The organism is Nocardia sp. NPDC056100 (genome assembly GCF_042266325.1).
Classification (GTDB): Bacteria; Actinomycetota; Actinomycetes; order Mycobacteriales; family Mycobacteriaceae; genus Nocardia.
The window spans coordinates 477,473-497,976 of sequence record NZ_JBHJVY010000001.1 but is presented as its reverse complement, the minus strand read 5'-3'; the positions used below and the strand labels follow the sequence as shown (position 1 = coordinate 497,976).

Genomic DNA, 20,504 nt, shown 5'->3' with positions numbered 1-20,504 from the left:
CTGGTTGAGTGGGTCGCCGAACAATGTGCGGCTTATGGGATGGCTACATGTAATCGGTCTGCCAGTTCGAGGGCGAATCGGGAGTACCCGCGGTCGATCCGTTCTCCTCGGTTGTCGACGCCAGACGTCGCCGCATATAGCAAGACGGCACCACTGCTGCGCGTCAACGCGACATAGAAATTGCGGCGCTCTTCTCGGACCTTCATTTCATGCGGCGGGACGGGCCGACCGAAATCTCGTCCCCACGGTGGTACGACCCCTTCGGTCAGCGCAGGGAGGAGCACCGCGGTGAACGTTCGCCCCTTCGCACTGTGATAGGTCCCAACCGACACGCGACCAGTGGAAGCCAGGTCATTAGCGATCTCTTTCAGCGGCTGTCCCGCTGGTGCACTCAGAAGAAGACTGAGCTCATCAAGGTTACGGCTGTCACCGAGTAAGGCACATAGTCGCTTAAGGTCAAGGCTCGCAGTGAGTCGTGAGGTCCACGTCGGGACATCATAGGGTTCGCCTCGCGGACCACATACGGTAAGGATCGCGTGCAGGGAATGGATCTGTTCGAGTAAGGGGGCGGTGCTGCGGGCGTAGCCCGCGCGAGAGCGAAGCCGGTCCAGTTGATCGAGCAGGTCATCGACACCTTTTGGCCAGGGTGCCGAAGAAGAATTATTCCCCGCCTGGGCCAGACGACTCCCGTACAGTGCACACGACGAGATCCACTTCCCCACCAGGCTCTGCAGAGAAGCTGAGCTGCCTTCCAGACGTACCTGAATCCCCACGCCCGTAAGTTCTGCGCAGATGAGCGGTGCGAGGGGCGCACGGAACCTCAGCAGGACCCCGATCTCATGGGGCGGAACTCCGGCGGCGAGAAGCTCCGACACCGCAGCGCACACTTGTCGTGCCTGCTCGTTCTGGTCACCACTGGCGATCTTGACCTCGATTGTGCCAGGGTCGCGGCGCGATGGGTCCGCGCGCCAACCACGACTCTGGGCCAGGGCAACCTCAGCGGCCGCGATGACCGCCGACCCGCAGCGGTAATTCGTGGTGAGATCGACCTTTTGGAAGTCCTCGTGATTGGACAGCTCCTCCAGGTATCTCGGATCACCGCCGGTGAATCCGAATATGCTCTGGTCCGCATCACCTACCGCGGTCACATTCACCCCGGCACAAATCAGTGATTCGACGAGGCTGTGCAGTGCGGCGCCGAGATCTTGGTATTCATCTATCAGGATCGTGGGGTACTTCGCCTTGATGATCGATGCGACCTGGGGAACGTCTCGCAACAAAGCGACTGACTTGAAGACGATGGCATCGAAGTCCCAGACCCGCATGCGCTGGCATTGGCGTTCGTACTCTTCGATCGCGGCCACGTTGGCAGGGTTCTCCTGGCTCACGTCCTCCCCTGCTACCACGCGTCGCCTCAGGGTCGTGAAGACCTCCTTCAGTGCGTAGCGGTTCGCGCCCGCCTCATTGGCGCATTCATCCCGCAATCTGTTGATTTCCGTCATGGACATCAGCGAGTCCATCGCAGGTAGATCCATGCCCGCCAGCTCGGCGTAGGTCAATACCTGTGTGAGACAAAAGGAGTGGAGTGTGCCGACGAACAGTCGATGTAAATCCGAGACGCCCAGGAGCGCAAGACGTTGTTGCAGCTCCAATGCTGCCTGGTTGGTGTAGGTGATGGCGGCCAGCCCTCGCAGAGGGCTGATCTGTGTGCAGAGTAAGTAACCTGCGCGCGCGACTAGTGTTCGTGTCTTGCCGCTGCCGGGACCGGCGACGATGACAACGTTGCCAGGTGTCGTCACAGCTTTCTGCTGGTCAGAGTCCAGGGATCGAATGTCGGCAGCCAGTAGTGGGGGAATCAGCAACGTAGAAACCGGGTTGCGTCGTGGCACAGCGCACCCTCACTTCTTCGCGTCGAACAATGGCTGTTCACGGGCTTGTCGGCTCGCCCAATCCAGGATCTGCAAACACGCCTGCGCGCTACTGGCCTTACACAGCAGGTCGATGCCGATCGGCTTCTTCCCAGCTTTGACATCGGCATCGACAGCGACGCCGAGAGCTTCCAGTAACCCTAGAACTCGTTGTTGCAAGTCGAGATCGCCGACGTGGTCTGCTACTCGTTGAGCGACCCGCCCTTTGCCTCGCTCTTCGATACGGTTGAGGACCCGTTTGACACGATGCGTCCCGGTAACCTCGTCAGCATCCTCGGTGCCGGCCGACTTGACGAGGTCGGCGGCCTCGCCCTGCTCGTGCAGAAGCCTCACTTTACCGATGGGCAACAATCGGAGGATGTCTCTGGCCATATTGGCTGCGCGTCGTTCATGCCCGGAGGACAGCTCACTGTATGCGCTGATCATCTCGCTGCCGATCAGTGCAAGCAGGTCGATTTCGAGTGTCTCGTCGCCGACGAAAATCAGGTCGTTGGCGCAGAGGCGTTGCAGTGATCGGCGGAGAACGATCGCAGCGTCGGGATCATCCTTCTCGAGTTTAATAAGGTCCTGTACTGCCTCGTAGACCTGCGTGCGTTGTTGCTGGTCACTGAGCAGCTCCGCGGCTCGGCGGAACCCGAGTTCGGGCGATTCGCTTGTGCGCAGAGGATCGCCGTCGGTGAGGACGGCGTATGGGATATCGAGTCCGTTCTTGCTGAGGAGTTTGGCGTAGGGCGAGAAGTCGGTTCCCGCGACGTTGACGATGACGACCCCGTACTCATCGAGATCGAATCCCGTCGCTGCCGCCAGTGCGGGCAGCAGGAAAACCTCCGCCGTCCCTTCGACCAGCAATACGACGCGAGCGAAAAGAAGTTCAGCTCGAGTGACGTCGAGGTACCGACTGATGTCTTGTACTTCATTGGCGTCGAGGCCCACTTGCAACGTTGTGGTCGCAACGGTCTCGTTTGTCATGGCGCGCAGCAATAGCAGAGACTTCAGCGGTGCGACTGCGGCGATATGAGGACTGTGCGTGGTCAACAGCATAGTGGGTTCGGTGGCCAGCAAATGTCGGAAGAGTCGCCGCTGAATGCCTACATGGAGGTGCGCTTCAGGTTCTTCTACGCCCATCATGGTGGTGACGAAGGCGCTCGCGGCTCTCCGGACGGCCAATGCCTCAATCAGCATACCCAGGTACAGCACGTTTGCTGCCCCGAGGCTGGTGTCGGCGACACTCCGCGTTCGAGCGGCATCGATGAACAGCTGCAGACTTCGCAGGAGAGAATCGGGACGACTCGAGGTGACACCAACGGTGGGTTCAACGGGCAGCCGTGTCCCGACCAGCGCATGCAAACGAGTCGCCAACCGCACCTGAAGGCCGTCGACTTCCGGCTCCAGAGCGAGCTTGCCGGCCGCCGCATCGATATCGGCGGCCACCGCTGCTAACTTGGCGGGATCCAAGTCGAGGTCTTCGAGCAGGGTCCGCAACGGACTGCGGTTCCACCGAGCCAGATCCTTTTCGGCATCGCGAAGAGCAGGCAGAACGTGCAGGCTCACCAATCGGCGAGTACGCGAGGCATCGGTGGTCGGGTCGTCCCGCTTCATTACGCGAAAGTCGTAATCACTGGGGCCGTACACGTGCTGGCCCTCAATGTCGCTGTCTTTGTCTGTACCTGAGCTGACGGCGTCGCCGGGCATCTCCAGCATGGACCGAGGTGCGAAGCGATAGGTCAGGGCAGCTCTCATCGGTGGATCCAGGCGAGTCAACGCACCGGACAGCGCAGCAACCGCCTCCTCGTCATCATCGAAGCCGCTGAACTCCACTTCGACCACGACTTGAGCCCCGCCCGGCATACCGGGTCCGAACGGACCGATTGCTCCGTCGTGGATGTCCTCGGCTTTGAGTTCGCGTGCTGAGTCGGGTAGGTCCGGGTCCAGTACCAGGCGGAGCGCGTACAGGAAGTTGCTCTTGCCGACGCCGTTCTCTCCCACAATCACTGCTGGGGAGGGGAAAGGGTCGATATCGAGATCACCGAAATTCCGAAAGTTGACAATCCGAACCCGGCTTATGTGTAGCGTCATTTCCGCCTAATCCCAGTCACGGTCAATCCGAACGACATTCGGCATTCTCCGTGCAGATGGTAATGGCGCACGGGGTGCGCCAGTGACCAACTTTTGAGGAAGGCACAGACAGGTAGTTCATATGGCACGATCGGTCAGCTGAAAGATAGCTCCATGACAGGATCGCAACCCCAATGCCAGTCGATGTTAACCAGTGATCCCCTCGTGGTCCCGCACTTGACCGCATACCGCGGCGGAGCCGACCAGCAGCACGCTGGCTATAGCAGCTGTGTCGTTCGATTCTTGGGATCCGCGTTGAGCGCTGCGTTCAACGCGATCCTGGCCGACGGCTCGTCGCTGCGCAGATAGGGGCTGAACGCCAACTGTGTCGCCGGATCGGCGCGATGCGGATCGGGCACTGCGGGTCATCATCGTCCAGAGCTGTTCGGCCGCAAAGGCAGAGACGCCGCCCGCGACTCCGAAGAGGTAGTCACGAACGACCGAGTCGCGCAGCGCAATCGAGGAATCGGCCAGATCCACTGGCGTCACCTTACGACGGCCGTGGAACTGTTTTTCGCGCGCATCATCCGCCATAGCGCTCGGCGACTGTAGGCATCGGGATTACCGATCTGGATATCGCGAACTAGACGCCGTTGCGCCTCGGCTTCCAAACGTGGCAACTCAGCGGCGACTCGTTTGCGCAGCATAACGTCGACCTCGGCGACCCCCGACAAGCTCTATCCGACTTCGATACGGAGCCTTGCGGGCCAGAATTCTACCGGTCGCGAGAACCGAAGCGGCAGGATCGGATTGGGCGCCGAGCTGAGTCGATTCGAGCAGACTCCACCACGGCGAACCCGCCTGAATAAGGGGGACTGCCCAACCCCTAGCGGGCGTGGTCCTTACCTGGTGTAGAGACAGCTCGAGAGTCGCCAACAGGCCACGATGTCCTTCCTTGGCATCAAGGATCCGAGCCGACCCAGCCAGGCGTTCGTCCACGACAATGGCAAGCACCGCAACAATTTCTGTGCGCGAAGCGGTCTCGACGATTCGCTGGGCGATCTCGCGGTTGGACGGCTTACCCTCGCGCGGTACGTCGGTGGGGATCACTGCCGCTACCTTGCATCTGCCCGTCGTCCTACTCGGTAAGCATGAGGACGACCAGGGACCGTTCCGGGATGAAGCCAAACATCGCGGGAATGGCGGCGATGAGAGCACCCGTCTCGGCGATATGTATTTCCGGCGGCATGTCAGCCTCCTTCGATCGAAGAAAGCCTCACGGACACAACGCATTACCAACTGGACAGAGTACGCGCCGTGCCGTTCGGGGCGGTGAGCGCAAACGCGTCGACACCGGCGGCGAGAGAAGGCGGTCAAGGCGAACCAGCTATGCGTACGATCGCAATTGCAGAGTTCGTCGCGTAGGTTCCGAGGTAGTCGCGGCTTGACCGCGCACGCCGCCGGTGTAGCATGCACCCGCCCACCGCCCCACAGGAACCGGTGGTAGGACTTATGGTTGACAAGGATCGGTACTGACTGTCAGGCCCGTTCCAGACCTTCGGTTTGGTCGATTTTGTGATGTGGCGCAAGAGGTTCGGAACGCCTAGTGCGACCGATTCCCTGGAGGGTTCCGAACCAGTCATCAGGCAGAATGGATGCACGACGGACCGGTTCGCATCCACACATACACCGATTGTTCGGGAAATCGCGAGTCATTCAGGGCAGCGCTGGACCTTCGGGACCGGCGAGAATCGCAACGGTATCAAGCCGGTGGAGCTGGGCCGCGACCCTGAGCAGCGCTGGACCTTCGGGACCAGCGAGAATTGTAACTACGACCAGTCGGAAGGTTCGATGACTGAGCTGCTCAAAACCCTCTATGTCACCACGCCGGGTACCAGCTTGCACCTGGATGGTGACGCGCTTCGTGTATTTCACCCTGACCGACCGGGCCGGCATCTGCTGCCATTGATCCGGCTCGAGCATCTGGTGGTGTTCAACGGTGTCACGGTGACCGACGGACCTGCTGCATCGGTGCGCAGCTGACGGCCGAGGTGTCACCTGGCTGACTCGTAACGGCAAGTTCTTGGCCAGGGTGAGCGGGCCGTCTACTGGCAATCCGCATCTGCGTATCCAGCAACTTCGTGCTCACGATGATCAGCGACGGTGTCTCGGAATCGCCAAGTCCGCGATAGCGGGCAAACTGCACAACTACCGTCAACTGCTGCTGCGCGCCGCGCGCGATCTCAGCGGCGAACGACAAACGATACTCCGTAGTATTGCTGAGCGACATGCCACCGCTCTGATCGCATTGGGCGAAGCGACCGATCTGGACCAAGCACGTGGTATCGAGGGTCATGCTGCCCGTGACTACTTCCAGGCACTTCCCGCGATCACGCCTGCTGCTGTACCGGGTCGTAGCCGTCGGCCACCCACCGATCCGGTCAACTGCTTGTTGTCGTTCGGATACGGCATGCTGCGTTCCTCCGTCCGCGGCGCTCTGGAACAGGTAGGTCTTGATCCGCATATCGGATACCTTCATGGTGTTCGGCCAGCGAAACCTGCTCTGGCACTGGACCTCATGGAGGAGTTCCGGCCTTTGCTGGTAGACCGATTCGTGCTGACACTGTTCAATCGAGAGCAGGTAAAGTCCGCCCATACCGAGTTCCTGCCAGGCGGGCAGATTCAGCTTACCGACGAGGGCCGCAAATTCTTTCTCGAACAGTGGTCGATCGCGCGCGAAAGGCTATGGCCGCACGCCTATCTCGACCGCGACGTTCCAGCGGGATTACTGCCGTTGATTCAGGCGCGGTTGCTTGCGCGCCATCTCCGCGCCGACCTGGAAATGTATGTGCCATGGACGGTTTCGTGATGGAGCTGCTCATCACCTACGACGTCGAAACCGTAACACCCGCCGGTGCCCGTAGGTTGCGACGTGTCGCCAGAATCTGCGAAGGTTACGGGCATCGAGTCCAGAAATCGGTGTTCGAAGTGACCTGCACACCTAAAACTCAGCTGATGCTCGAAGCCGCCTTATCCAAGGCAATCGATCATGCTCGTGACAGCATCCGCGTCTACCATCTCGACCGCGGAAGTTTCGGCAGGGCCCGGCATCTCGGCGCCGCGATCTCCCCGCCCCACAATGAACCACTCGTCTTGTGACACACCGGGTTCGGAACCCCAAGTGCGGTAAGTTCTCCAGGAACGTTCCGAACCGCCCACCAGGGATCGTTCAGTCAGTGACGGTCTGGTTCTCTCCCAATGTGACTCCGCGCATCGGGAAGTCCCAGGTCATCCAGGGCAGCGCTGGGTCTGCAGGTCCAGCGAGAATCGCAACATTTGGGCGCGGTTGGTCGCGATCTTCGGACTCGCGCAGCGCTGGGTCTGCAGGTCCAGCGAGAATCGCAACTTCGCCCGAGGTGAGCGCTCCCGGGGCCATATCGAGCAGCGCTGGGTCTGCAGGTCCAGCGAGAATTACATAGGAGCATGCCGGCGGAGTTTATGGTCAGATCCGGTAGCCCAAGGGGCGGAAGCCTTTGAGCTACCGGATTCTCGGCGCTTCTTGCGTCAGCGGGGCAGGTTCTAGGGTTACCCGACAATTCGAGTGAGTGTGACTTTGTCGGGGAGTGCTGCTTCGTCAATGGCAATTTGGTAGTCGGTGAAGGCTCGGATCGGTTGAATGCGTGGTTCGTTCGATGTTTCTGCCAGTTCGGCTTTGACCATGTCGGTAAGCATGTGTGCTGGGCAGTTGCCGAAGCTGTCGGAGTGGGTGAAGACGTAGAGTCCGCGCAGCGCCATCTCGCCGCGGGTGGAAGCGCGGTCGTGTTCGAACATCAAAGTCATGGCGTGCCAGAGCATTTCAAGGTCGGCGGAGGTGACGCCGGTGCGGGCGGCCAGCGGGGCGCTGAAGTGACCGATGCCTCGGTAGAGGCCGTAGGGGACGGCGTGTTTGCTGCCCATCTCGGTTTCTTTGGTGTCGCCTTCTTTGGTTCGGGTGACGCGGGTGATGCCGTGCTCTTGGGCGAAGACGGGGTGGATGCTGCGGGAGAAGGTGAGCTGGAGTGGTCCTTGTACGCGTCCGGCGTTGTGGTTTCCGGTGGACATCACCGCACCGAACATGCGGACGTCGAAGAATGTCTCGCACATCCATTGCTGGGCGGCGCGTTCGGGGGTTTTGCTGGCGGGCAGTCCGAGTGCGTCGTAGGCGCGCTTGTGTTGGGAGTTGAGGGAGGTGCCGGCTTCGACGTAGATGTCGTTGCCGGGTTTGCCTTCGCCGAGCAGAGTGACCATGTTTCGGATCTTGCGTTTGATGGCGACGTCGGTGACCAAGCCTTGCATGGTTTCGGGGTCGGTGCGGGGCATGCCCGCGGAGTCGGGATCGCCGTTGGGATTGCCGTCGGTGACATCGAAAAGGAAGACGAAGTCGTGCTTGCGAGCGGGGTCGGTACGCAGAGCGTCGTTCATTTCGGTTGCCTTCTGGGAGGACGGGTCACGCTGTGACGGAGGCGGTTTCAGAGATGGCTTCGGTGGTGGCTTTGGCTGCTTTTGCGGCGCGAGCTGCCGATATGTCGGCCGCGCGTTGGTGGTCGTATCCGAGGATGAATCGGATCTGGCCGTGATTGTCGAGGCGTGCGGGAAGGTCGTCGACCAGGCTGCTGAGCTGCATCAAGCGGGAGTCCAGGGCGTATCCGGCGCTGCGGGTCACCTCGTTCCGGGTCAGTTTCTTGAGGTGTTTGTTGGCGTTGAGCCGGAGCATCCGCATAGTCGCGGCGGGTTGGCCCATGGCTAGGGTGAAGTATTTGTCCTGGATGGTGGTGTTGATGTCTGGAATGGCTTTGCGCTGAATGGCTTCCAGCACCGAGAAGATCCGGCCCCACACGTAGCCGGGGTCGGTGGCTGTGTCGTCGAGGCCGGGCATCGTTGTCTCCTTGAATGGGGGTCGGGCCAGGGCGAAACGGAGCATCGCAACACGTGCCAGGTCGATCTGGTGGTCGTTGCGGATTCGGTGCAGTAGTTGCGGGATGAGAGTCGGTGGCGGGGCTCCGCCGTACAGGGCGCATCGAAGCAGGTCACGCTCGAGACCTCGAATACCGCTGCCCGGCACGTATTTTTCGGTCCGTCGGTCCCATCGACCGCTGGCAAACGCCATTCGCCACAGTTCTACGTGGCGAACACCGTCTGCCCATGTGTGAGTGCAGGCGTGATCTGTGAACCATTGCGCGAGGTGGGCTTTGATGTGGGGGAGTGGGACGTCGATCCAGTCGCGGACGACGACACGGCTCTGGTTGGCCGACAACGTCAAACCGTAGAACTCGTTGTCCTCCGCGGTTGCTTCGGTTCGAGTTCTGTTGACCTCTGCCAGTAGCGCTTTGACATCTGTCGGGTGGGGTGCGTCGAGGATGAACGGATTGAAGGCGGCGGGTTCGCGCAGCCACCAGACGAAGACACTGTCGTTGCTGCGTCGGCGGTGATTCTCGTCGGCGAGCATGGTGTTGAGTGTGGCCATCGCTTGGCTGCCGCAGTCTTCGCAGAGCGGGGTGTTGACCAGCTGTAGCTTGCCGGCCCTGCCCTGGGCTGCGGTGTTCACCGAGACCAGCGCGGCGTCGCGGCCCGGTTTCGGGCGGCCCGTCGTGCTGACACCTACTGGGATGAGGTTGCCTTTGACCATGTCGGGCACGGTTTTCAGCAGAGTTCCGACGTTTCCGCAGGACAAGCAGAGGCCTTCGGTTCCTGAGCTCTTACGGGCGCGTGCCACCTGCGCCCAATAGTCGACCGCCGAGGGACGCATATGTACCGGCTCTCCGCCGACGACAAAGCACACCAGCTCGGATGCGATGGCGCCACGCACCTTGGCTTCCTCGACGAGCTCGAGAGAAGCAGGGGCCGACGCGAATTCGGCAATCACGGTTGCGATCGGATCCTCGGTTGCCTCCCGCCATGCGATGAGAAGCTCACGAAATGCGTCGCGGCGCTTGCCTGCATCGTCTTGTGCTTTGGGTGTATCGCTCTTAGAGATGCCGAGGACGTACTCCATGCTGTCGACCAGCAGCATGGCGGCGACGCCGCTGGTGCGCCCCACATAGGGGGTGGCCATCGATGATCCGGCCTTGTGATCGGCGTCTGCGCGGTCGATCAGTTGAGGTTTGCCATCACCATCGAGGTGGATTGCCCACCGTACTGTCCGAGTCCGGTAGTAGCGAGGAGTCTCGGTGTCGCTGTGGCGTGCGGCGAGCTGTCTGATCAGCATGTGCTCACCGCCGTTCCGACGAGGACGAGGGAAGCACCAGTCCATGGTGCGGCACGGTGAGGACACCGTTGACCAGGGACGCCGCGAACCAGCTGTAAGACTCGCCACCGGTGGGGTCGTATTCGATGCTGTGCAGCATGATTCCCAGGTCCTTGGTCACCGCGATTGGTGTTGCGTCCGTGGGGTTTCCGAAGGTCGCAGAGAACTCCCGCACTCCCAGGAATGGTTGGCTGAAGCACGCGCCCCTGTTGACACGGCGACGGAATTGCTCGCGGTATTTCACCGGACTGTCGGTTGCGTGCGGGAACAGCTCCACCTGAGCGAAGATCCGATACGACACATCCCGCAGGCACACCGCGTTGCGCTGGTCGCGGTCGGTCTCCACGTCATAGCGCATCGTAGTGTCGGACGCGGCCTTGCGGACCCAGTCCTCCGAGAGCACCGACTTGACCTCGTTACGACGAATCGAGAACCACGTAATCGGTTTGAGGACTTCGATTTTGGTGATGACGTAGTCGAACTCCGGCTTCCAGAAGATCGCGTGCAATACCCCTCGGGCGGCCGAGGGCGTCATGACTTCGTAGCTGAGCCGTTCGGCCTTCATCTCGGGCCGGGTGAAGCAGGCGAAATCGCCACTCACCTCGACGACCAGCGGCGGATTCCGATGGCTGGGTTGGTCGTTCACAACACACATTCCTCCGGCTCGATATCAGTGAGTTCGATGCCGCGCTGTACGTGGTAGCCATGGATCAGCTCGTACAGACGGGCTTCTTGCGGTTTGCCAAGGTCGCCGATAAGCACCCTGGCGTTCCCTGCGGTGACAGCCTTTGCGGCCACCCGTTTCGGTAGGGCGGCCAAATAGGGCTGCAACCGCCGATACACCCAGGGCTCAACAGGATCCGGGCCGACCAGCCGGGTCCGCAGATCCTCACGCTCGGACTCGTTGCCGTAGGGGACCAGCACCGGGACCGTGTTGTCCTCGATCATGGTGAAGAGTTCGGCGACCTTGATGAAATCGAAGGCAGCACGGTGCTTTTGGATTCTGGTGCCGACACTGGACTGCTCGATGTTCTTCACCGCGTAGCGGGTGCTGTAATAGTCGGCCAACAGATCCAGCCGGTCCGGATCGCGGCCCGGCCCGAAGAACGAGCGCGTCGTATCCAAAGCCGCCCCGTACACCATCTTGGCCGCCTTCGTGCTCCCGTCGGCGGGCTCGAACACGACTACCCGACCTTCCTCGAGCCGACCATTGCGATTACACCGTCCGGCAGCCTGCAGCAATGCCTCCGCCGGCGCGAATGCGCGATACACCACCGGAAAGTCGAGATCGACCCCCGCTTCTACCAGCTGGGTACTCACCACTACCACCGGCGAGTCCGCCGCCAACAGGTCGCAAACCCTCTCGAGCGCATCGCGTCGATGAGCTCCGGCCATGCGTGTCGACAAGTGAATGACCGGACCCCCGCGGCGGCGCGCTTGGACAACAGCTTTGTGTAGGGCAGCAGCATCACGAGTCGTGTTGACGATGAGCAGCACCTGCTCCTCGTCAGCTACGTCCCGGGCGATCTCGGCGAAGGTGGGCTTGGGATCGCACCGCCACTCGAATCGCACCCGCCGCAGCCGGTCATACAACGGTTGCGGCTCTGCGATCACCGGCCGCGCCTTCAAGTCCCGAAACACCCTCAGGCCGAAGAACTCCGGCTGCGTCGCTGACGCCAGCAACACGGTCGTCCCGAAGTGCTCGCTGAGGTGACGCAGCGCCGACAGAATCGGCAGCAGCATCTCGTCAGGTAGTGACTGCACCTCATCGAGCACGATCACCGCTCCAGCCAACCGGTGCAGCTTCCTCATTGCCGAGGGTTTGCGGCTGAACAACGACTCGAACAGTCGGACCGTGGTCGTCACGACCACCGGAGCATCCCAGTTCTCGGCAGCGAGCCGATGCCAACGTTGTTCTGGCGCAAGATCATCCAAGTCCACCCCACTGTGATGCTCCAGAACGTTCGCAGCCCCGAACAACTTACGGTAGACCTTGGCGTTCTGTTCGGTGATCGACAGGAACGGCACCGCGAAAATTACTCGCGCCAACCCGTGTTGCGCGGCGTGATGAACAGCGAATCCCGCTGCGGCAATGGTCTTTCCAGCGCCAGTCGGTGCCGGAAAAGGAAAGATCCCTCGCGGCTGGGCCGCCGCGGCCACCGCCTGTCGATAGACCTGGTCACGAATCGCATCGACCTTCGACACCTCGACCGCGGCGAGGTATTCGCGTCGATGCCGTTCGAACATCTCGACCATGCCCGACAACCGCGGAGGCGAAACGGGCACAACGCCACTGAAATGACCTGCGGTATCGAGAAAGTCGGCGTCAACCAGCGTGCTGTACACCAGCCTGAGCAAGAGCTCCAAGACACAGGGATCCGACGCGTTCACCATCGAATCAGGCAACGGCGATGTAGGCGCCCGCAGAATCGCAGGCAACTGCGCCGCCACACGAGAGATAGCTTCCTGCACCGCATCTCGCGCCTCACCGTCCGCTCGCCGCAACGCCTGCTTCAGAGCCTGCTGATCGCCGAGACCGCCATGATGCCCCAGCACCGCCAGCGCGAAATACCCCAGATTCGCCCTACGTGCAGCAAGCCATGCACCCGCCAACTTGTGATCCACGCTCCGCCCGTGCTGATCGACAACCCGGCCGCCGGTCATCTCCGCCCGATCCAGACCGTCCTGCCAGGCGCACCCACCCTTGCCGACGTCATGAACCAAACCGAAGTACTCGGCAACCGCTCGCGCGCCGAAGACCTCGGCGAAGTCACCAGCCTTCGAGGCGGTCCCCTCCAAATGATCGCAAAGGCGATCCCGAACCCCCGCCGAGTTCTTGCTGTGTGCCCATAACCCCTGCGTCATGAAACCTCATCCAGCTGCACGTATTTGATTGATCGCGAAGCGTACGCGAGGGGTCCGACAAACCCCGAAGCTAGCGCGGACTGGCAATGTTGGAACGGTTGTTACAGGCACACAAGATGATTGAGGTGAGGTCCTGCATCATGACAGCGTCCGCTTCTCTTACCTTGCTCGTGAAAGCTTCGGCGGATGCGGGGACGCCCAGGTTACGCCGACGCTGTGCCCCATTGTGATCCACTCGTTCATGAAACAATTCAGGTTCGGAACCCCAAGCGCGACAAATTTCCCAGGAACGTTCCGAACCGGCCACCTGGCATTCCTCACTCGACGTGTGTCAGAATCCGTCCGTCCGCGCGCAGCTCTCGAAAGACTGCAGGCCATCCAGGGCAGCGTTGGACCGCAGGGTCCCGCGAGAATCGCAACAATTCCGCGAGCTTTGCGGGGCCGCCTACTCCGGCGGCAGCGTTGGACCGCAGGGTCCCGCGAGAATCGCAACAGCGAGGAGCAGGCGCGCCGCGGCAGCATCGGCGGCAGCAGCGTTGGACCGCAGGGTCCCGCGAGAATCGCAACAGCTATCCCGTGTTCGCAGGTCCGCCCACCGCCCGCAGCGTTGGACCGCAGGGTCCCGCGAGAATCGCAACATCCCGCATATCACCGCCGGATACGGCATGGACGTGGCAGCGTTGGACCGCAGGGTCCTGCGAGAATCGCAACGCCCTCGAACAGGTCCACGGGCTACTCCCGGACGATGCAGCGTTGGACCGCAGGTCCCGCGAGAATCGCAACGACCGATACCGGGTCGTGTGGTTCGGCGTGGATCGCAGCGTTGGACCGTAGGGTCCCGCGAGAATCGCAACACCGACCCGAGCAAGGCGCGGAAGTGAAGCGGCCCGGCAGCGTGTCGGGCTGGGCAGCGTTGGACCGCAGGGTCCCGCGAGAATCGCAACCTGATTCGCCGCAACCTGCCACTGGCCTGGGCGAACTGGGCAGCGTTGGACCGCAGGGTCCCGCGAGAATCGCGACTATGTGGTGGATTGGGCGACCAGCAAGGTCCCGAACGGCAGCGTTGGACCGCAGGGTCCCGCGAGAATCGCAACGATGCCCAGTCCGAATATGAAGCGGCGTACGGGAGCAGCGTTGGACCGCAGGGTCCAACGAGAATCGCAACTATGAGGCCCGCCTGGTCATCGATCGGGAGATCACGCAGCGTTGGACCGCGGGGTCCAACGAGAATCGCAACTGGTACTTGATGTCCGCTGCCGGCTTGTCCGCAGCAGCGTTGGACCGCAGGGTCCAACGAGAATCGCAACTCGGACTCATCGACGTACAGCAGCTCCCTGGGGAGCGCAGCGTTGGACCGCATGGTCCAACGAGTATCGCAACGTCTACGGCAATCTCTACCAAGGTGCGTGCTAGCGCTGTCTCAAGTTCGTCCGGTTACAGTGACGTCTGAAATCCCCTCCGATCTGGCGGAGGGGATTTGCCTATTGCGTGCCGCCCTAGGAGGTCTGTACCGGTATGGACTGCAGGCGCTTCCTTAGTCGGGCTACTGGTCGGTTTGGTGCCAGGACAATCCGGGGTCGGATGCCAAGGGATGTGCTTCGCCGGTCATCGCGGCGAGCGCTTCTGCAACCTCTTCAATTCCGGCGCGGGTGTAAATGGTTGTCGCTCCGCGGCTGTGTTGATGTGCATGTCCTGCATAGGCCTTGGCGACTGAATGCCCAAAATTTCGTTCGACCCAACGTAGGGTGGTGTGGCGGAGCCAATGTGTGCTAATTCCATGGGTTGCGACCGCCGGTACGGCGACGCCGATTCTCTCCCACAGGATTTGGTACCGCCCTCTGCTCATCGGCATGCCGTTGCGATAACGCAACAACCGCTGTCTGGCATCAGCGGTCAGCGGACGACCATTGATGGTTGTCGTTCGGCGTGGGTCGAAGTAGAGAATCCGTTCCGTGTATTGCCTTCGCAGTGCTGTCATCAACGTGGGTGTCACGGGTTGCCAGCGTTCCTTCTGACCCTTTTCTCTGAGCAGGATCACTGACTGAGCGGGGTCAAGGTCCTCGGGTCGAAGAGCCAATGCGCCTCCGAGTCGGCACGCGGTTTCAATGTGCAGGCGCAGCAGCAATGTGTCGAGCGCAGGATCGTTACCTCCCTCTGCTGCTGCCTGATTCACTGCCGCGAGCAAGTCAACCGGCAACGCCCGTCGGTTGGAAGGCAACGGTTTGGGTGCCTCGAGTCGTGTCGAAGGGTCCTCCTCCTTGGTGATGAATCTGTCGTCTACGGCGAATCGGTAGAGGCAGCGCAGCGCGTTGACGAAGTGCTCAACCGCATACTGGCCGCCGCGGTCGCTGCGGCAAATTCGTCGGTTCTGACGAGCTTCCTCGATGAGGGTCTTCAGCTCGGTCACTGTGGGCTCATCGAGCCGTTTATCCGGCCACAACTTGGTCCAGTAACACATGTATGTGTCGCGGGTAGCGGTCGCTGGCATCGCGTTATAGATGACAGGGATGTATTCGCCAAAGGTCGGGACGGGACGCTTTTCCATTGCGGCACTGCGGAGATCGTCGATGCTGACGCCAAGCCGATCGATCAGCAGCATCGCTGCTTCGATGTTGCCGGTTGATTGAACGGTCACTGGGCACCACCGGACAGGCGGCTGCTGAGCTGGTGAGTGACCATGGCGTCGACCGAGTGCTCAGGGAATATCGTCAGCGACTTGTCGAGAGTGTTTGCGGTCAGCAATAGACCGTCGCCAGCGCGAATGTCCGCAGCCCGCAGGATTTCGGCCGGAACTCGGAGATGGCCATCTCGATAGAGTCGCCTGCCCTCGTCGTCAGATTGGCCGACGGTGATGAGTCCGTCACACACCTCGAATACGAGCAGATCGCCGGGCTTCCATTCGAGTGCGGTGAGGATCGGTTTCGCCGCGATGCGCCCGGTTCGGTCGACGGGTCTGAGTCCGTGGATCATGATCCGCTCCGGACGTCGCCGAGAGGCCCGGAGTTGTGCGATGGGCAACGGCATTCGTCGGCGTGCCGAGTAGGCCGTCATAGATCCCGATTGCTCAGGGTCCGCTGAGCTGGGCTGAACCGGCACAATCGGCTCGAGTTGAGGTCCTGGAGCCCTGTCCTGGACCAGTCTTGGAGCCAACGGAGTCGTGCGATATGTACGTAGGGCAGGAGCAAGGTCAGGTGTCAGTGCAGTGGTTGTGAGCCGGTGGTCTGGCAAATGTGGATCGGATTCGTGACCGTCCGCTACTTCAGTCGCTTGATCTGCGTGGCTTCGGCCCGCTCCGCCGCGTATCGCGGTCCTCACGGCAGGATAGGGGGCGCATCCGTACGCGAGGAGACCGTTGATGGCCGCAGTACCCGAAGTCAGTCCGCCGATACACGCGGGACACCGTAGTGCCGGGCCCGTGCGGGCCGCGGTGGTGGTGGGTGCGCTGGGGGTGGTGTTCGGGGATATCGGGACCAGTCCGATCTACACCATTCAGACGGTGTTCAATCCGAGTGATCCGCATCCGGTGCCGATCAGCACGGACAATGTGTATGGGGTTGTGTCGCTTATCTTCTGGTCGGTGATGATCATTGTCACGCTGACCTACATCACGCTGGTGATGCGGACCGACAATGACGGTGAGGGCGGGATCATGGCCCTGATCACGTTGCTGCGGAGGTTGGCGGGGAAGCGGGATTTGCGGGCGGCGGGGGTGTTGGCCGGGGTCGGGATCTTCGGTGCCGCACTGTTCTTCGGGGACGGGATGATCACACCGGCTATCTCGGTGTTGTCGGCGGTCGAGGGGTTGAAGATCGTATCGCCGGGGTTCGATGATCTGATCATTCCGATCACGGTGGTGATCATCGTCGGATTGTTCTCGGTGCAGCATCGGGGGACGGCCGCGGTGGGGCGGTTGTTCGGGCCGGTGATGATCGCCTGGTTCACCACGATCGGGGTGCTCGGGATCAGCGGTATCGCACGGCATCCGGAGATCCTGAAGGCGCTGTCGCCGACCTATGCGCTGGGATTCATGTTCGGGCACTTCGGGATCGCGTTCTTCGCGCTCGCCGCGATCGTGCTGGCGGTCACGGGGGCAGAGGCGCTGTACGCCGATATGGGGCATTTCGGCCGCAAGGCGATCACTCGCGGCTGGCTGGGGCTGGTGCTGCCCGCGTGCGCGTTGAGTTACCTCGGGCAGGGTGCGCTGATTCTCGGTGACGAGAGCGCGGTGGGCAGCCCGTTCTTTCTGCTCGCACCCGGCTGGGCTCGACTTCCGTTGGTACTGCTGGCGACCGCCGCGACAGTGATCGCCTCGCAGGCGGTGATCACGGGGGCGTTCTCGGTGGCCTCGCAGGCGTCACAATTGGGCTACCTGCCGCGCCTGCGGGTGGAGCACACCTCCGAATCGACCATCGGGCAGATCTACGTTCCGCTGATCAACCGGATCCTGATGGTCGCCGTGCTCACGCTGGTGTTCACCTTCCAGAGTTCGGCGGCGCTGGCATTCGCGTTCGGAATGGCTGTGACAGCGACGATTTCGATCACCACGCTGCTGTTCTTCTATGTCGCCCGGGTCAAGTGGCATACGCCGCTGTGGCTGGTTCTGCTGGGTGCGATTCCGTTGCTGGGCATCGACGCGCTGTTCGTGGCCGCGAATCTCACCAAACTGGTGCACGGGGCGTGGCTGCCCCTGCTGATCGGTCTCACCGCGTTCACCGTGATGATCACCTGGGCGCGCGGACGCGTAATCGTCACCGCCGCAAGGGAAGAGGTGGAGGGACCGCTGCGGGAGTTCGTCGACGAATTGCAGCAGCGCCGCCCGCCGCTGATTCGGGTGCCCGGCACCGCGGTATTCCTCAATCGCGGCAGCGAGACCACACCGCTGGCCATGCGCGCCAACGTCGAACACAACCAGGTGCTGCACCAGCACGTGGTCGTCCTGTCCATCGATACGCTGCCGGTGCCCCGGGTGCCGGACGAACACCGCACCGAGATCGACGCGCTCGGCTACGCCGATGACGGCATCATCCACGTACTCGCGCACTACGGATACATGGAGCGCCCCAACGTCCCGCACGCCCTACGCCTGCTCGACCCCGCCCGTACCGAAGGCCACCTCGATATCGACGGCGCCTCCTACTTCCTGTCGAAGATCGCATTGAAGAAAGGCAAGGCGCACACCATGGCTCGCTGGCGCAAGAGCCTGTTCATCGCCACGTCCTACATCACCACCGATGCCGCCGCGTATTTCGGCCTGCCCGGTCAGCGAACGGTGATCATGGGGGCGCAGGTCGAGGTGTAAACGCGCTCGATCGCCCCGAATCAGCCTCGCTGTCATCGGATATCAGCGGGTTGACAGCGGCGTGCACCAGCGTGGGGGAGCGGTGGCGATGGGCCGCCGATCCGAGTGGTGCAGGGAGAGTTCGATGTCCGATGTGAGTGGTAGCCGGGATCTGGCGGGCAAGGTGGCCCTGGTGGTGGGCGGGAGCCGGAATCAGGGTGCGGCTTTCGCGGAGAATCTCGCGGCGCGCGGGGCCACGACCGTCATCACCTATCTAGGTGATGAGCACGCGGCGGAGCGGACGGTGAAGCGGCTGGCCGAGTACGGGGTGAGCGCGGAGGCGGTGCGCTCGGATGCCACCGTGTCGGCGGATGTCGACGCGCTGTTCGCGAAAGTCGTTGCCGAGCACGGGAAGCTGGACATCGTGATCCACACCCCGGGCGCGGTGATCAAGAAGCCGCTGGTGGATTTCACCGACGCGGACTTCGATCACCTGATCAACCGCAATACCCGCAGCGCCTTCAACACCTTGCGCGCGTCCGCGCGTCACCTCGCGGATAATGGCCGCTACGTGGTGCTTTCAACGACGCTGACCGCCATCATGACCGGCACCTACGGACTGTATTCCGGTTCCAAGGCGGCGGTCGAGCGGATGGTGCTCGCCGCGTCCAAGGAATTGGGTGATCGCGGTATCACCGTGAACGCGGTCGCGCCCGGACCCATCGACGACGATTTCTATCGGGGCGCGGAAACACCCGAATCCATCGAGGCGGCAACGCATCACAGCCCGCGCGGACGACTCGGCACCCCGGAGGATATCGCCCCGGTCGTCGGCTGGCTGGTGAGCGACGGTGCGGCGTGGGTGTCGGGCCAGACGATTCGCGCCAACGGCGCCATGTTCTGACCTCCGCCCGATCGGCATTCGGTGAGCAGCGCCCGCAGGTCGTCGAACGAGAGCGCGTGACCGGCGCCCGACGCCCGGTCGAAGGCGGCGGTGTCGAGTTGTGCGCGTGCGGTATCGATGATCCGCTGCGGCCCCGGTCCGCGCTGCGGGCCGGAATGCAGCCGATCGTGGGCGGCGATAATCGTCACCGCGAGTTCGACATCGCCGTCGGCCAGTGCGACCGATGCGTATCCGACGGCGATCCCGAACAGCAGTGGCGGGTTGCCGCCGATCATCTGCCGCTCCAGCTCGAAGGCGGTCGCCAATTCGGTGCGGGCGCTGTGCCGGTCGCCATGGTCGACCAGAGCCAGGGCGTACGCGATGCGGCCCCAGATCTCGACGGAGATCGCGATGCCCTCGACCGGGCGATCGGACCGCATTCGATGCGTGGTCAGCGGGGCGAGTGCCTCGTGGAAAAGCCGGATTGCCTCTCCGAGTTCCCCGCGGCGGCAGGCTATTTCGGCCTCGACCACGCCGAGCCAGGTTCGCGTGAACGCCGATACGGTGGCGTCCAGCCGGACGCGAGCGGCGGCGGTCTCGGCCGCGGCCGCGGTGATATCGCCGTGCCAGACCCGGAGTTGGCCGAGCCAGGCGCGCACTCCGACAACCTCATCGGTGCCCAGCCAGGTGCGGGTCAATTCGGCCGCCTCGGTCAGCAGGGGCAGCGCGGCCGGTAGCCCGACGGTGCCGGTGCGATACTTGGCCAGAATCAACAGTGCCCGGACCAGTCCCCGGGGTTCGCCGATGGCACGCAGTTCGGCCAGTGCCCGCTCCAGATCGCCTACGGCCGTAGCGGATCGGGCATTGTCGAGCGCTTCGAGCCCACGCCGGAGACGCGCGTTGGCCGCGAGCCAGGGGTCCGCGGAGCGGACGGCCTCGTCCAGCGGGGCGAGGTCTCCGTCCCGGCCGCGGCGCACCGCGAGCATCAGGACGAAGACCGGATTGGGTTGGCGCTGTTCGGTGTTCGCCGTGCGCACGAGCCGGTCGAGGTCGCCGTGGTCTGCGGTCGGTCCCCACCACAGGATGTCGTAGTGCGCCGGCAACAGGTCCGCGTACGCGCACGCCAGATAGTCGGCCGCCGATCCGGGCGGGGGTGGTCCGGCCAGGGTGAGCACCTGGCCACGCCAGTGCGCCGATTCCGCGCGGAAACCA

At 62.5% G+C, this 20,504-nt stretch carries 15 protein-coding genes, 1 pseudogene and 1 CRISPR repeat array; of the genes and pseudogenes, 5 read left to right on the top strand and 11 right to left on the bottom strand.

Going from position 1 to position 20,504, the window contains the following annotated elements; genetic code table 11:
• Positions 1 to 32 precede the first annotated feature (32 nt).
• The 5 genes and pseudogenes from ACFC0O_RS02255 to ACFC0O_RS02235 all read right to left on the bottom strand — a co-directional run bounded on the left by ACFC0O_RS02255 (position 33) and on the right by ACFC0O_RS02235 (position 5,232).
• Positions 33 to 1,889 (bottom strand): UvrD-helicase domain-containing protein, encoded by a 1,857-nt coding sequence (locus ACFC0O_RS02255; RefSeq protein ID WP_375953088.1) that lies wholly within the window; start codon positions 1,887 to 1,889, stop codon positions 33 to 35.
• A gap of 9 nt (positions 1,890 to 1,898) precedes the next feature.
• Entirely contained in the window at positions 1,899 to 4,004 is a 2,106-nt protein-coding gene (locus ACFC0O_RS02250) for an ATP-dependent endonuclease (protein ID WP_375953086.1), read from the bottom strand.
• Between the two features lie 257 nt (positions 4,005 to 4,261).
• Positions 4,262 to 4,577: pseudogene (locus tag ACFC0O_RS02245) on the bottom strand (DUF4192 family protein).
• Positions 4,578 to 4,664: 87 nt separating this feature from the next.
• A complete protein-coding gene (locus ACFC0O_RS02240) occupies positions 4,665 to 5,093 on the bottom strand; it encodes a DUF4192 family protein (RefSeq protein ID WP_375953084.1) in 429 nt (142 codons plus the stop codon).
• A 28-nt stretch (positions 5,094 to 5,121) separates the two neighbouring features.
• On the bottom strand, positions 5,122 to 5,232 hold the full coding sequence (locus tag ACFC0O_RS02235) for a DUF4192 family protein (protein WP_375953082.1): 111 nt from the start codon (positions 5,230 to 5,232) through the stop codon (positions 5,122 to 5,124).
• 314 nt (positions 5,233 to 5,546) lie between these two features.
• Here ACFC0O_RS02235 and ACFC0O_RS02230 point away from each other — a divergent pair, with 314 nt between their 5' ends.
• Genes ACFC0O_RS02230 through cas2 form a run of 3 tightly spaced genes read left to right on the top strand, consistent with a single transcriptional unit; the run spans position 5,547 to position 7,142 of the window.
• On the top strand, positions 5,547 to 6,026 hold the full coding sequence (locus ACFC0O_RS02230) for a hypothetical protein (RefSeq protein WP_375953080.1): 480 nt from the start codon (positions 5,547 to 5,549) through the stop codon (positions 6,024 to 6,026).
• On the top strand, positions 6,004 to 6,852 hold the full coding sequence (gene cas1, locus ACFC0O_RS02225; protein ID WP_375955908.1) for a CRISPR-associated endonuclease Cas1: 849 nt from the start codon (positions 6,004 to 6,006) through the stop codon (positions 6,850 to 6,852). The genes ACFC0O_RS02230 and cas1 overlap by 23 nt, the downstream gene beginning before the upstream one ends.
• Positions 6,837 to 7,142, top strand: a complete 306-nt coding sequence (gene cas2, locus ACFC0O_RS02220; protein ID WP_375953078.1) for a CRISPR-associated endonuclease Cas2 — start codon at positions 6,837 to 6,839, stop codon at positions 7,140 to 7,142. The genes cas1 and cas2 overlap by 16 nt, the downstream gene beginning before the upstream one ends.
• Before the next feature lie 426 nt (positions 7,143 to 7,568).
• On the opposite strand, the gene cas7c is transcribed toward cas2, so the two are convergent.
• From cas7c to ACFC0O_RS02190, 6 genes are all read right to left on the bottom strand, one after another.
• Complete coding sequence (gene cas7c / locus ACFC0O_RS02215) at positions 7,569 to 8,444, bottom strand: type I-C CRISPR-associated protein Cas7/Csd2 (RefSeq protein WP_375953077.1); 876 nt, start codon at positions 8,442 to 8,444, stop codon at positions 7,569 to 7,571.
• A gap of 25 nt (positions 8,445 to 8,469) precedes the next feature.
• A complete protein-coding gene (gene cas8c / locus ACFC0O_RS02210; protein ID WP_375953075.1) occupies positions 8,470 to 10,227 on the bottom strand; it encodes a type I-C CRISPR-associated protein Cas8c/Csd1 in 1,758 nt (585 codons plus the stop codon).
• 4 nt (positions 10,228 to 10,231) lie between these two features.
• Positions 10,232 to 10,912 carry a type I-C CRISPR-associated protein Cas5c gene (gene cas5c / locus ACFC0O_RS02205; RefSeq protein ID WP_375953073.1) on the bottom strand — a complete coding sequence of 227 codons (681 nt, stop codon included), beginning with the start codon at positions 10,910 to 10,912 and terminating at the stop codon, positions 10,232 to 10,234.
• The gene (cas3, locus tag ACFC0O_RS02200; RefSeq protein WP_375953071.1) at positions 10,909 to 13,131 is read right to left on the bottom strand and encodes a CRISPR-associated helicase Cas3'; all 2,223 of its coding nucleotides are present in this window, start codon (positions 13,129 to 13,131) and stop codon (positions 10,909 to 10,911) included. Before cas3 ends, cas5c begins: the two co-directional genes overlap by 4 nt.
• Positions 13,132 to 13,514: 383 nt before the next feature.
• A CRISPR array of direct repeats spans positions 13,515 to 14,511; the repeat unit is 22 nt; unit sequence GCAGCGTTGGACCGCAGGGTCC.
• A gap of 163 nt (positions 14,512 to 14,674) precedes the next feature.
• The gene (locus tag ACFC0O_RS02195; protein WP_375953069.1) at positions 14,675 to 15,766 is read right to left on the bottom strand and encodes a tyrosine-type recombinase/integrase; all 1,092 of its coding nucleotides are present in this window, start codon (positions 15,764 to 15,766) and stop codon (positions 14,675 to 14,677) included.
• A complete protein-coding gene (locus ACFC0O_RS02190) occupies positions 15,763 to 16,101 on the bottom strand; it encodes a hypothetical protein (RefSeq protein ID WP_375953067.1) in 339 nt (112 codons plus the stop codon). Before ACFC0O_RS02190 ends, ACFC0O_RS02195 begins: the two co-directional genes overlap by 4 nt.
• A 385-nt stretch (positions 16,102 to 16,486) precedes the next feature.
• Here ACFC0O_RS02190 and ACFC0O_RS02185 point away from each other — a divergent pair, with 385 nt between their 5' ends.
• Complete coding sequence (locus ACFC0O_RS02185; RefSeq protein WP_375953066.1) at positions 16,487 to 18,430, top strand: potassium transporter Kup; 1,944 nt, start codon at positions 16,487 to 16,489, stop codon at positions 18,428 to 18,430.
• A gap of 124 nt (positions 18,431 to 18,554) precedes the next feature.
• A complete protein-coding gene (locus tag ACFC0O_RS02180; protein WP_375953064.1) occupies positions 18,555 to 19,313 on the top strand; it encodes an SDR family oxidoreductase in 759 nt (252 codons plus the stop codon).
• Positions 19,314 to 20,504: the final 1,191 nt, after the last annotated feature.